The sequence below is a fragment of the Maritimimonas sp. 2205BS37-2 genome (assembly GCF_056591755.1).
The window spans coordinates 785806-799119 of sequence record NZ_JBWQOI010000002.1 but is presented as its reverse complement, the minus strand read 5'-3'; the positions used below and the strand labels follow the sequence as shown (position 1 = coordinate 799119).

At 33.0% G+C, this 13314-nt stretch carries 9 protein-coding genes; 6 read left to right on the top strand and 3 right to left on the bottom strand.

Annotated features, from left to right (window positions below):
- The first annotated feature begins 15 nt into the window (after positions 1-15).
- The 4 genes from AC1EUU_RS10995 to AC1EUU_RS10980 all read left to right on the top strand — a co-directional run bounded on the left by AC1EUU_RS10995 (position 16) and on the right by AC1EUU_RS10980 (position 7256).
- Positions 16-1077, top strand: coding sequence for a Kelch repeat-containing protein (locus tag AC1EUU_RS10995; protein ID WP_480201471.1), 1062 nt, complete (start codon positions 16-18; stop codon positions 1075-1077).
- Positions 1062-2291: a peroxiredoxin family protein gene (locus AC1EUU_RS10990; RefSeq protein WP_480201470.1), complete on the top strand. Its 1230-nt coding sequence runs from the start codon at positions 1062-1064 to the stop codon at positions 2289-2291. The genes AC1EUU_RS10995 and AC1EUU_RS10990 overlap by 16 nt, the downstream gene beginning before the upstream one ends.
- 165 nt (positions 2292-2456) lie before the next feature.
- On the top strand, positions 2457-5483 hold the full coding sequence (locus AC1EUU_RS10985; RefSeq protein WP_480201469.1) for a tetratricopeptide repeat protein: 3027 nt from the start codon (positions 2457-2459) through the stop codon (positions 5481-5483).
- Positions 5484-5531: 48 nt separating this feature from the next.
- Positions 5532-7256 (top strand): porin family protein, encoded by a 1725-nt coding sequence (locus AC1EUU_RS10980; RefSeq protein WP_480201468.1) that lies wholly within the window; start codon positions 5532-5534, stop codon positions 7254-7256.
- Between the two features lie 101 nt (positions 7257-7357).
- Here the strand turns inward: AC1EUU_RS10980 and rfbB are convergent, their stop codons facing one another.
- The 3 genes from rfbB to AC1EUU_RS10965 form a co-directional block, all read right to left on the bottom strand.
- Complete coding sequence (gene rfbB / locus AC1EUU_RS10975) at positions 7358-8407, bottom strand: dTDP-glucose 4,6-dehydratase (protein ID WP_480201467.1); 1050 nt, start codon at positions 8405-8407, stop codon at positions 7358-7360.
- Positions 8408-8485: 78 nt separating this feature from the next.
- Positions 8486-9799, bottom strand: coding sequence for a UDP-glucose dehydrogenase family protein (locus AC1EUU_RS10970; protein ID WP_480201466.1), 1314 nt, complete (start codon positions 9797-9799; stop codon positions 8486-8488).
- 3 nt (positions 9800-9802) lie between these two features.
- Positions 9803-10918 carry a DegT/DnrJ/EryC1/StrS family aminotransferase gene (locus tag AC1EUU_RS10965; RefSeq protein ID WP_480201853.1) on the bottom strand — a complete coding sequence of 372 codons (1116 nt, stop codon included), beginning with the start codon at positions 10916-10918 and terminating at the stop codon, positions 9803-9805.
- A 92-nt stretch (positions 10919-11010) separates the two neighbouring features.
- On the opposite strand from AC1EUU_RS10965, the gene AC1EUU_RS10960 reads away from it, so the two are divergent.
- Both AC1EUU_RS10960 and moaA read left to right on the top strand, forming a co-directional pair.
- A complete protein-coding gene (locus AC1EUU_RS10960) occupies positions 11011-12249 on the top strand; it encodes a 3-deoxy-D-manno-octulosonic acid transferase (RefSeq protein WP_480201465.1) in 1239 nt (412 codons plus the stop codon).
- Between the two features lie 34 nt (positions 12250-12283).
- Positions 12284-13279: a GTP 3',8-cyclase MoaA gene (moaA, locus tag AC1EUU_RS10955; RefSeq protein ID WP_480201464.1), complete on the top strand. Its 996-nt coding sequence runs from the start codon at positions 12284-12286 to the stop codon at positions 13277-13279.
- Positions 13280-13314: the final 35 nt, after the last annotated feature.

Sequence of the window (13314 nt, the reverse complement as noted above, 5' to 3'; positions counted from 1 at the left end):
ACTTAATAGCTTATAATGAAATATATTCTAACGCTTGTTTCCGTAATAATTTTTTTTGGCTGCACCTTAAAAGAGAAAGAATTGTCCAATCTTTGGAAAATCAAACTTCTGAAGGAATTACCTGAGTATACTACAAATAATGCAGTAGTAGAGGGTTTTATAAATGGAAAATCGTATGTATTTACATTTGCAGGATTAGATAGCACAAAAAAATACTCTGGTATCCATTTACGATCTTATAGATATGATGTTATCAATAATAAATGGGAACAAATAGCTGATTTACCAGACACTTTGGGGAAAATTGCCAGTGCAGCAAGTAGAATAAAAGATACTATTTATATTATTGGAGGTTATCATGTTCTTGAAGATCATAGCGAACGTTCTTCCAATAAAGTTCACAGATATAGCATAAAAGACAATAAATTTTTTGAAGACGGCGCTTCGATTCCTGTTCCTATAGATGATCAAGTTCAAGCGGTTTGGAGAGATAGTTTGATTTATGTTGTAACAGGCTGGTCTGATAAAGAGAATGTTCCTAACGTGCAAATTTATAACCCTTCATTGAATAACTGGATGCAAGGAGAATCTTTGCCAAATAACCATATATACAAATCTTTTGGTGCATCGGGAACCATAATAGGAGATACTATTTTTTATTTTGGAGGTGCATCGATGGGGAAACATTATCCGATTCAAAATGTACTGCGAAAAGGACTTATTAATTCTAAAGATCCAACGAAAATAGAATGGTCGCATGCAGTTTTAGATACTTCTATCGTAGGTTATCGCATGGCTGCAACTTCGAGACAGAATGTTCCACACTGGATTGGAGGTAGTACCATTACATATAATTATGATCCGATTGCCTATAACGGGTCGGGAGGAGTAAATCCGTCTAATAGAGATTTGTATTATAAAAATGGTGAGCTCCAAACTAATTTTGTAAATAAATTTCCCATGGATTTGAGAGGAATTGCAGAAATTAACGACTCAACCAAAATAATTATTGGAGGTATTGAAGAAAATCAACGCGTAAGTAATAAAGTATATCTTTTGAAATGGGAAAACAAATAGTAAAATTAGTAGTTACAATTCTTTTAACTGGATTATTATTTTCATGCAAAAAGGAAATTAAAAAAGTTGATTTGCAAGAAGGTATTTGGAGAGGGGAAATTCTTATGCAAAACCAAAAATTGCCTTTTAATTTTGAAATATTTAAGGATAACGGTACATATAAGGCTAATCTAATAAATGCTGAAGAAAACCTGCCTTTAGATGAGGTAGAAATTGTTGAAGATTCTTTATTTATTACCCTTCATATTTTTGATATTAACCTGAAAGCTAAAATAGAAGAGAATAGACTAAGTGGCTATTATATTAAGAATTATAAAGATAATTATAAACTACCTTTTACAGCTATATATAACAAATCAGAACGGTTCGATAACCCTAAAAGCAATACCACTTTTAATGGGAAATGGCAAACTGTGTTTACAGAAAAAGATGGTAAAACCTATCCTGCCGTTGGTATTTTTAAACAAGAAGGGAATTTGGTGAAAGGGACATTCTTGACTGAGACAGGTGACTATCGATATTTAGAAGGAACGGCTTCTGGTAATCAAATGAGCTTATACACTTTTGACGGCAATCATGCCTTTATCTTTAATGCTACAGTAGAGAATGATTCATTAATCAAAGGCGAATTTCTTTCCGGTTTAGATTATAGAGCTACATTTTCGGGGTCTAAAAATGAAAATGCTGAACTTACAGATGCTGATAAACTTACTTTTTTAAAACAAGGTTATGATAAGGTAACGTTTTCATTTCCTGGGTTAGATGGTAAGCTGGTGACGCTAGATGATGAAAAGTATAAAAACAAAGTAATACTATTGCAAATATTTGGTACATGGTGCCCAAATTGCATGGATGAAACGATATTCTACGCTGATTGGTATCAAAAAAATAAAGATAGAGGTGTTGAGATAATAGGATTGGCCTATGAAGCAAAAGATGATTTTGAATATGCCAAGCGAAGAGTAGAAAAGATGAAAAATAAATATAATGTAGCATATGACTATGTTATTGCTGGTGTATACGATAAAGAAGCAGCGGCAAAAACATTACCAATGCTTAATCATGTGTTATCTTTTCCAACAACAATTTTCATTGACAAAAAAGGCAAAGTACGTAAGATTCATACAGGCTTTTCAGGGCCTGCCACTGGTAGCTATTATGAGGATTTCGTACAAGATTTTAATAACTTCACAGAGCAATTAATTAGCGAGTAAATTCACTTTGGCGCGATATATGCACTCCCAGAATCACTGATTTAACATTTTTTTCTTAACAAAATGTTATAATTAATTAACAATTATACAATTTAAAATTAGTTAAACGTTGTTTAATTTAGGTATGCTCTATTTTTTTGCATACTATAAAATAGACCCTTTAGAATGAAGCATTATAGAAACCTGTTTGCAAGCTTGCTTTTACTTTTTTCATTAACAAGTTTTGCTCAGAAATCAGACATTTATACCAATTCGCTTAAAGAGTATAATCATGCAGTAGAACTCTATAATAATAGAGATTTTATGGCTGCTAGGCATCTGTTCGATGAAATTAAACCCCAGTTTAGTAATGATTCTGAACATAAGGCCAATTGCGAATATTACGCTGCTTTTAGTACAATTCAGTTAGGTGAACGCGAAGGTGATCAAATGATGCGTGATTTCGTAGAACGTTATCCAACAAGTACCAAACAAAATACAGCATTTTTGGAGGTAGGTGATTATTATTTCAAGAACGCTAATTATCCATACGCACTAAAATGGTATAATAGAGTAGAAACTCGCAACCTATCTATAGGTCAAGAAGAAGACTTTACTTTTAAATATGCATATGGTTTATTTGCCGTACGAAGCTATAAACGCTCAAAAGAGTATTTTCAAAAATTATTGAATTCTCCAGAATATGGTTCTCAAGCCAAATACTATTATGGTTTTATAGCTTATCAAGATGATGATTATGAAAATGCCAATCGATATCTAAATGAGGTCGCGAACGATAAAGAACTTGGTGACGATGTTCCTTATTATATGGCGAATATTAAATTTAAAACAGGCGAGTTTGAAGAAGCTATAAATGTAGCGCAGCCTTTTTTATCAAAGGCAGACAGAAATCAACACTCAGAAGTTTCAAAGATTATTGGTGAAAGTTATTTTAATCTTGAGAAGTATGACGAGGCGATTCCGCACCTGCTCAATTATAAAGGAAAAAGGCGCCGCTTTAAAAACACCGATTATTATTTTTTAGGATATGCGTACTACAAGCAGCAAGATTATGAAACTGCAATTACTTATTTTAATAAAATTATAGGAGGTAGTGATGCCGTTGCGCAAAACGCCTATTATCATCTTGCAGAGTGTTACTTAAAAACAGATCAGAAAACAGAAGCTCTAAATGCATTTAGAAATGCCGCATCAATGGATTTTAATAATGATATTAAAAAAGATGCATGGCTTAATTATGCAAAACTGAGTTACGAAGTAGGAAACCCTTATAAAAACGTACCCGATGTGTTACAAGAATACCTTGACCTGTATCCACAATCGGCAGCAAAAGATGAAATAGAAGAATTACAGATTAGTGCCTATGTTACTTCAAAAGATTATGCTGGCGCGTTAGAAGCTTTGAAAAATCGGAAAGAAGCAGATTATAGAAAAATGTATCAAAAGGTTGCACTTTATAGAGGAATTCAACTGTTCAATGAAGAAGATCTAGAAGGAGCAAAGGAGTATTTTGATTTGGCAATTGCAGAGCCTAGAGATTCAAAAATAACCGCAAAAAGTACGTACTGGAAAGCTGAGGCAGATTATCAACTTACCAATTATAATGATGCCTTGATTGGTTTTACGCAGTTTGAGAATATGAATGATGTAGCAAGCCTACCCGAAAAAGGGCAGGTAGATTATAATTTAGGCTACACACATTTTAAGTTAAAAGATTATCCATCAGCAGGCAAGAAGTTTAGAAACTTTATTAACTCAAACCCGGATGATGGAGGTTTATTAAGTGATAGTCAAGTTCGTCTAGGCGACACCTATTTTGTAAATAGTGACTATAGAAAAGCAATCAATGAGTATAATAAAGTAATTGATGCCAAAGGACAAGCGATTGACTATGCGCATTTTCAACGCGCAATGAGTTACGGATTAACTGCTAGAAATGAAGATAAAATTGTTGACTTAACTAAGTTTTTAAGCACTTATAGAGGATCATCTTTAAGAGATGATGCTTATTATGAGCTTGGTGAAGCTTATACCAGAGCAAATAAATCAGATGAGGCTATTGAAGCGTATAATAATTTAATGAAATACTATAAACGTAGCTCATATGTACCTAAAGCATTATTAAAACAAGGGTTGATTTATTATAATACAGATCAAGATAATCAAGCATTAGACAAATACAGACGTATAGTAAATGATTATCCTAATACTGATGAGGCGAAGCAAGCAGTTGCTAATGCTCGTCAAGTCTATGTTGATCTAGGGCGGGTAGATGAATATGCAGATTGGGTAAAAGATATAGACTTTGTAGAAGTAAGTGATAATGACCTTGATAATGATATGTATGAATCAGCTGAAAAACAATATTTACAGAATAATAGAAGTAAGGCTATTTCGGCATTTAGAAAATATATAGAAAGATTCCCGAAAGGTGCTCATGCTTTAAACGCCAATTTTTATTTGGCCGAATCATTGTTTGCTGAAAAGCAACAAACAGCTTCCGTAAGCCATTATCAATATGTTATTGATCAAGAACGAAATGAATTTACGGAAAAAGCCTTAACAAAGCTGGCGCAAGTTTACCTAGATGAAGAAAATTGGAAGCTTGCGATACCAATACTTGAGCGTTTAGAAGAACAAGCTGACTTTGCCCAAAATATTACATATGCGCAGAGCAATTTAATGAAAGGACATTATGAATTAGAACATTATCAGGATGCTGTTGCGTATGCAGAAAAGGTTTTAAAAAGACCAAAATTAGAAAAGAGGATACGTTCTGATGCGAAAATAATCATTGCTCGATCTGCCTGGGAAACAGGAGATGAAGCTAAAGCGCAACAAGCATTCAAAGAGGTAGAAAAAATTGCTACCGGTGCGTTAAAAGCTGAAGCCCTGTACTACGATGCTTATTTCAAAAACAAGGAAGGTAATTATAAAGTTTCTAATACAGTTGTTCAAAAATTAGTTTCAGATTATTCAGTATATAAATACTATGGAGCTAAAGGTTTGATCGTAATGGCCAAGAATTTTTACGAGCTAGATGATGCTTTCCAAGCCACATATATATTGGAAAGTGTAACTAAGAATTTTAAAGATTATGATGAGGTAGTTCAAGAGGCAAAAGTAGAATTACAACGTATTAAAACCGAAGAATCTAAAACAAATGAGTCTGTAAATCCAGACGGAAACTAAAATATTGCGAGTCACTTCTGTATGAACCTGAACTCATAAAAAACAAACATGAAAAAAAGTATTTTAATATTAATAACGCTACTAACTACCTCAGTTGTTTTCGCTCAAAAACGAACAAAAGATACGATTGATACCGAAGAAATTACTGTTGTTAGACCATATTCTCCATCCGTTTCTGACGCTTTTAAGATTAAAGTAAATCCCGAGATTACCGATAGCGTTGCTAAAAAGCGGGTAAGCTATTCCATTTTTTCAATACCGGTAGCATCTACGTTTACACCCGCAAAAGGAAAAGCAAAGGTATTACGAGTTGATCCAAGTGCTCCAGTGTATTATAATTTTATTACAGGAGGTTTTGGTAATTTTAGCACTCCGCAAGCGGAAGCCTTTTTCACGACAAACAGTAATGATTATAATGAATTTGGTGGGTTTATTAATTACCACTCTTCTAAAGGAGGTGTAAAAGATGCAATACTAGATGATAACTTTTTAGACACTAGAATAGATCTTTTTTATAAACAAGAAGAGCGCGATTTTGATTGGCAGTTAAATGGAGGGTTCCGATATCAAAAATATAATTGGTATGGTCTATCCGAAAATATTCCATATGAAACAACCGTAATTGATAATATCGCCGAAGACCTAAATTATACTGAGGTTTATTTTGGTGGACTCATCGATTATACAGATTCATTTTTTCAAGGAGCTACGGCAGAAATGTATCGTTTTACGGATGACGAAGGGAGTTCAGAGTTTTATGTATTGGCCAAACCAAAAATCGAATTCCCAATCGCGTCAGAATATATAAACGCTGAGGCTAGAATAGAGTTTCTAACAGGTGAGTTTTTTCAGAATTATGAAGCAACAAACGATATTGGATATACTTTCTTTAATGCAGGGTTTAGTCCTAATTTTGAAGTCTTAAGAGATGATTTAACCATTAATCTGGGTGTAGATTTGGTGTATAGCGCTGCTTCTGGTGTTGCAGAAAGTAAAGGGTATATCTATCCTAAAGTTACAGCTTCTTATATCTTAATTGATCAAGTTTTAACTACCTATGCTGGAGTTACAGGTGGTTTACACCAAAATTCATTCAGAGATTTTACCGCAGCTAATCCTTTTGTGTCTCCAACATTAAATATTCAACGTACGGATGAACAATACAACGCATATGGAGGTTTAAAAGGAAAACTGGCTTCTAACGTAAGTTATAATTTTAAAGGAGGTTATAAAAGTGAGCGAAGCAAAGCTTTATTTAAATTGAATCCTTCGAAAACAAATGGACTTAATAATGTGGTGAAAGGCTATGAAGCAGGAAATTCATTTCAAGTTGTATACGATGATTTAAAAACTATTTATGGTTTTGTAGAGTTGAGCGTTGATTTTTCAAAAACTTTAAAATTTGGAGGAAGTGTAGGATATAATAATTTTTCTACTGCGAATGAGGAAGAAGCTTGGAATTTACCAACTTTAGAAGCAACAGGTTTTGCTAATTTCACTAAGGACAAGTGGTTTGCAGGAGCTAATCTATTTTTTATAGGTGAACGTAAAGATGAACTAACTTTTATAGATGATGCCTTAGGAACATCAAGAATTATTGATGTAGGAAATTATGTTGATTTAAACCTAAATGGAGGCTATAAATTCACCGATAAATTAACAGCTTTTGCAAAAGTTAACAACGTTTTTGGTAGTAACTACCAAAAATATACTAATTTTAACGTGCAAGGATTGCAGGTTTTTGCTGGACTAACATATAAATTTGACTTATAAATCAAATTTATTATTGAAATAAAATATAAACAGTCATTTGGAGTGGCGTTATGTGTTTTTCTACTCCTTTTCCCTTTTTACGTAACGCCGCTTAAATGACATTACTGATACATTTTCTTATAGTAATCTTGGTAAGCACCCGAAGTAACATTATGCAACCAAGAATCATTTTCTAAATACCAATCAATTGTTTTTGATAAACCTTCTTCAAAAGTAACGGATGGTTTCCAGCCTAATTCTTTACTTAGCTTTGAAGCATCAATAGCATAACGTCTGTCATGACCAGCTCTGTCTTTTACAAAAGTGATTAATTTAGCCGAGCTTCCTTTTTCTCGATCAAGTTTAGCATCCATTTGTTCACAAAGAAGATGTATTAAATCAAGGTTTGTCCATTCATTAAAACCACCAATATTATACGTTTCGCCCTGCTTAGCTTTATGAAAAATCAAATCAATAGCTTGTGCATGATCAACAACATATAGCCAATCGCGAGTGTATTGTCCATCGCCATATACAGGAAGCGATTTGTTATTTTTTATATTATTAATAAATAATGGAATTAATTTTTCAGGAAATTGATTGCCTCCATAGTTATTTGAGCAGTTACTAATAATGAAGGGCATATTATAGGTATTTCCGTAAGCGCGAACTAAGTGATCAGATGCCGCTTTAGATGCCGCATATGGTGATTGTGGATCATACGATGTGGTTTCCGTAAATAGGCCGGTTTTACCTAACGAACCATAAACTTCGTCGGTAGAAACATGATAGAAAAGCTTGTTATCGAAATTTTCATCACAACTTTCACGAAAAGCATTCATTAAATTGGCCGTACCAATTACATTTGTTTCAATAAATGCATTCGGATCGGTAATCGAACGATCTACATGACTTTCGGCAGCAAGGTGAATTACGGCATCAAAAAGATGCTCTTTAAAAAGAGTATTTAAGAATTTATAATCTTTTATATCACCTTTTATAAAATTATAGTTATTACAATCTGCTATATCAGCAATATTTTCAAGATTACCAGCATAAGTTAAAGCATCCAGATTATAAATTTGATAATTGGGGTATTTGTTTACAAATAAACGAATTACATGAGACCCGATAAATCCTGCTCCCCCGGTTATTAATATTTTCTTGTCCATACACTTATTTTAATCTTGTCAAGTATCAGATTTTGATACCCAAGTTTCTTTTTTTAAAAAAGAAGAGGTAAACATTTCTTACTTGGTAATAATTTTTCTTCCTACAGATTCATAATGAAACTCATGACTTTGCATTACTTCGAGGTCGAAAATATTCCTACCATCAAATACAACAGCATCATTCATTAACTCTTTTATCTTATTAAAGCTTGGAGAAATAAATTCACTCCACTCTGTACAAACCACTAAGCAATCGGCATTTTTTACAGTGCTGTAAGCATCATCTTGAAAATCAATTTTGTCTCCATAGATACGTTTCATATTAGACATAGCCTCTGGGTCATACGCAGAAATTTTAACATCTTCTAAGAGTAGTTCATTAATAACATCAATAGATGGTGCTTCGCGAATATCGTCAGTATTGGGTTTAAATGCTAACCCCCAAATTGCAATTTTTTTACCTTTTAAATCATCGTTAAAATACCTTTTGATCTTAGGGATTAAAGATTTTTTTTGGTTTTTATTGATATCTAAAACTGACTTTAAAATCTTAAAATTATATTCGGCTTCATCACTTGATTTTACTAGGGCATTAACGTCCTTAGGGAAGCATGAACCTCCATATCCAATCCCTGGGAATAAAAATCGATTACCAATACGCGCATCAGATCCCATACCCATACGTACCAAGTCGACATCTGCACCAATTCTTTCACATAAATTTGCCACCTCATTCATAAAAGTAATTTTGGTGGCTAAAAAGGTGTTTGATGCATATTTTGTTAATTCGGATGAACGTTCATCCATATAAATAATTGGGCGTCCAACCGTAACAAAAGGCTTGTATAGCTCGGCAAGTATCTTTTTAGCTGTATCACTATTAGAACCAATAATAATACGCTGAGGTTTTATAAAATCTCGTACAGCATATCCTTCTCGTAAGAATTCAGGGTTTGAAACTACATCAAATTGTACATCCGTAAGATCAGAAATAATTGAACGAACTTTATCAGAAGTTCCAACTGGTACCGTACTCTTATTAATAATGATTTTATAATCATTAATTAAATTACCCAAATCGTTTGCTACAGCTTCTACATACGATAAGTCTGCCGAACCATCTTCATCTTGAGGAGTAGGTAAAGCTAAAAAGACAACAGTTGAATCCTTAATTCCTTCCTCTAAACTGGTTGTGAAATGCAGACGATTGCCTTTAATATTTCTATGAAAAAGTTCTTCTAGATTTGGCTCATAAATCGGAACTTTTCCCGATTTCATTAATTTAACTTTTTCTTCATCTATATCTACACAGGTAACATTATTACCCATATCTGATAAGCAAGTTCCGGTGACTAGACCAACATAGCCTGTACCTATAACAGTTACATTCATAGATTATTCTTCAACAAAATTTAAAACTGTTTGAGTGATAAATTGCAATTGTTTTTCCTCAAACTCCGTATGCATTGGTAATGATATGACAGTATTTACCAATTCATTGGTTACTTTAAAATCTTCTTCATTATAACGTTCATCTACATAAGCTTTTTGCTTATGTAACGGGACAGGGTAATAAATGGCATTTGCAATACCATTGTCTAACAAGTGTTGGTGCAGGGCATCTCTATCTATATCTTTAAGGCGTAGGGTATATTGATGGAAAACATGCGTTGTAAAATCACTTGTAATAGGAGTAATGACTTTATCATTATTTGCAAAAGCATTATTATAATACTCAGCAGCTTTTCTTCGTGCATCACAATATGCATCTAAGTAAGGAAGTTTAATATCCAAAATTGCCGCTTGAATACTGTCCAATCGCGAATTTACACCTATAACATCATGATAATAGCGTTTGTACATACCATGATTTACCATACCCCGTAATATATGTGCTAACTCATCATCATTGGTAAATATGGCACCCCCATCGCCGTAACAACCTAAATTTTTAGATGGAAAAAATGAAGTTGTACCAACTTCACCCATGGTCCCTGCTTTTTGAACAGTTCCATCAGAAAAAGTATAGTTAGCACCAATAGCCTGTGCAGTATCTTCAATGACATATAAATTATGTTCGTTAGCTATTTCTAAGATAGCTTCCATATTTGCACATTGCCCGAATAAATGTACCGGAACAATTGCCTTTGTTTTAGGGGTTATTGCTTTTTTAAGGGCATCAATGTCTATATTAAATGTTTCGGGCTCAACATCAACTAAAACAGGTGTTAACTTTAATAGACCAATTACTTCAACTGTAGCAGCAAAAGTAAAATCAGCTGTAATGACTTCATCACCTTGCTCTAAACCGAGACCCATCATTGCAATTTGCAAGGCATCAGTACCATTTGCGCAAGGAATTACATGTTTAACATCCAAATAATCCTCCAAATTTTTCTGAAAACTTTTCACTTGAGGGCCATTAATGAAAGCTGAAGATTCTACAACATCAATTATAGCTTTATCAACGTCATTCTTTATTTTTTTATACTGACCTTTAAGGTCAACCATAGGTATTTTCATAGTAAGATTTGAATCATAAACGCACAAAAATACGAATTATTTAAGTGCAGTAATACTAAATTTATATTTTAGCGCTTAGTATGAATTTTTTGTACAACGTTGCTTTAGAAATAGTTGGCTTACTACTCAAAGTTATAGCTGTTTTCAATAAAAAAATTAACCTTTTTGTTGAAGGGAGAAAAGATGTCTATGGAAAAATTAAATCCCATATTTCAAAATCGGACACTGTTATTTGGTTTCATTGCGCATCTTTAGGTGAGTTCGAGCAAGGACGACCGGTAATAGAGCGGCTCAAGAATAAAGCTGCAGATATAAAAATATTGATTACTTTTTTCTCACCTTCTGGCTACGAAGTTCGAAAAGATTATGCATTTGCCGATTTGGTAACTTATTTACCCTTAGACACTGCTGCAAATGCAAAGAAGTTTATAGCATTAGTTAACCCCAAAGTGGCTGTTTTTGTAAAATATGAGTTTTGGCCAAACATGCTCAAAGAGCTCAGTAATAATAATATAAAGACCATTTTAATATCAGGGATTTTTAGAAAAGATCAATCTTTTTTTAAGTGGTATGGTGGCTGGATGAAAGATTCTCTTAAGACATTTGATCATTTTTTCGTGCAGAATGCAGGGTCAAAAAAATTACTTGAGAGTATTAGCTTTAGTAACATAACTGTTAGCGGAGATACACGATTTGACCGCGTTTATGATATCTTAAACCAAGATAATACAATTCAAGAAATTGAAAATTTTAAAAATAACAAACACACTTTAGTTGCTGGTAGTACCTGGTCCGAGGGCGAGGCGATGTTGGTTGATTATATTAATAATCTTGCATCTGAAGAGGAAAAATTTATCATAGCACCTCATAATATTCATCAAAAAGAAATTGAAAAATTAAAAACATCAATTAGCAAAAATGTTGTATTATTTTCTAATAAAGATCAAGAAAAGTTTAATCACGCACAGGTGCTAATCATCGATTCCATAGGTATTTTAACCAAAGTGTATAATTATGCTGATGTGGCTTATGTTGGTGGCGGTTTTAAAACAGGCTTACATAATATTTTAGAACCTGCTACTTATGGTGTGCCCATTGTGATAGGACCGCATTATCAAAAGTTCAATGAAGCTATTGAATTGGTTGTAAAGGGAGGTTGTATAGTAGTAAACTCTCAAGAAGAATTCGATACCACTTTGAATACATTATATAAAAGCAAACAAATTTTAACAGAAAAAGGGGATATATCAAAAAACTATGTTAAAAGTAATGTAGGAGCTACAGATTACATTGTTAATTACCTTCTTCAAAAATTATAATCTGCCCCTTTCTTCGTAACTTGCAAGTTCCAATATGAGTGAATTAATAGACAAATTCGGACGGCAAATTTCTTATTTGCGATTGGCAGTTACTGATCGTTGCAATTTGCGTTGTCAATATTGCATGCCTGCAAATGGTATAGATATCGTTGGCAGAAAAGAGTTATTGACTTTTAGGGAGATGTATAGAATCACTAGAGCATTAAGTGAGCTAGGAGTTAACAAAGTACGTTTAACAGGTGGAGAGCCTTTTGTGCGTAAAGATTTTATAAAGTTTTTGGAGATGCTTTCATTTAATGATCTGTTAGATGAAATTAATATTACTACTAATGGAGCACTTATTTCCAAGCATGTTAAAACATTAGAAAAACTTAAAATCAAATCAATAAACTTAAGCATAGATAGTTTAGATTCAGAAAATTTTGCCAAAATTACGCGTAGAGATGTTTTTGACGAGGTTTATAAAACATTAGAGTTATTAGAGCAAAGTTCTTTGAATTTAAAACTGAACATGGTCGTGCAATCAGGAGTAAATACGCATGAAATAATTGACTTTGTTGAATTTACTAAATCTAAAAACCTAGCAGTTCGTTTTATTGAAGAAATGCCTTTTAATGGCAAAGGTCAACGAATAACTAAAGAAACATGGAATTATAATAGAATTCTATCAGAAATACAGTCAAATTATAATGATATTGAGCCTTTGACATCTGAAAAATCATCGACTTCTAAGAACTTCAGAATTAATGGTTATAAAGGAACATTTGGAATTATTCCTGCTTTTACAAGAACTATTTGTGGAGATTGTAATCGTATTCGGATAACAGCTACAGGAATGTTTAAGAATTGCCTGTTTGATGAAGGGATATTTAATGTACGTGACTTTATCCGTAAAGGAGCCAGTAATGAAGATTTAAAAGAACTATTCTTAACTATAGTAAAAGAGAAACCTAAGGATGGATTTGAGGCTGAGGCAAACCGAAAACAAAATAGAAATGTTTCCGAAAGTATGTCTACAATTGGAGGATAAATTCAATTAAATAATAATAAAATTACTTTAAAAGA

Excerpts from the sequence above, each read along its gene's own strand:
- AC1EUU_RS10995 (WP_480201471.1), top strand. The coding sequence starts at position 16 with ATGAAATATATTCTAACGCTTGTTTCCGTAATAATTTTTTTTGGCTGC.
- AC1EUU_RS10990 (WP_480201470.1), top strand. The coding sequence starts at position 1,062 with ATGGGAAAACAAATAGTAAAATTAGTAGTTACAATTCTTTTAACTGGA.
- AC1EUU_RS10985 (WP_480201469.1), top strand. The coding sequence starts at position 2,457 with ATGAAGCATTATAGAAACCTGTTTGCAAGCTTGCTTTTACTTTTTTCA.
- AC1EUU_RS10980 (WP_480201468.1), top strand. The coding sequence starts at position 5,532 with ATGAAAAAAAGTATTTTAATATTAATAACGCTACTAACTACCTCAGTT.
- rfbB (WP_480201467.1), bottom strand. The coding sequence starts at position 8,407 with ATGGACAAGAAAATATTAATAACCGGGGGAGCAGGATTTATCGGGTCT.
- AC1EUU_RS10970 (WP_480201466.1), bottom strand. The coding sequence starts at position 9,799 with ATGAATGTAACTGTTATAGGTACAGGCTATGTTGGTCTAGTCACCGGA.
- AC1EUU_RS10965 (WP_480201853.1), bottom strand. The coding sequence starts at position 10,918 with ATGGTTGACCTTAAAGGTCAGTATAAAAAAATAAAGAATGACGTTGAT.
- AC1EUU_RS10960 (WP_480201465.1), top strand. The coding sequence starts at position 11,011 with ATGAATTTTTTGTACAACGTTGCTTTAGAAATAGTTGGCTTACTACTC.
- moaA (WP_480201464.1), top strand. The coding sequence starts at position 12,284 with ATGAGTGAATTAATAGACAAATTCGGACGGCAAATTTCTTATTTGCGA.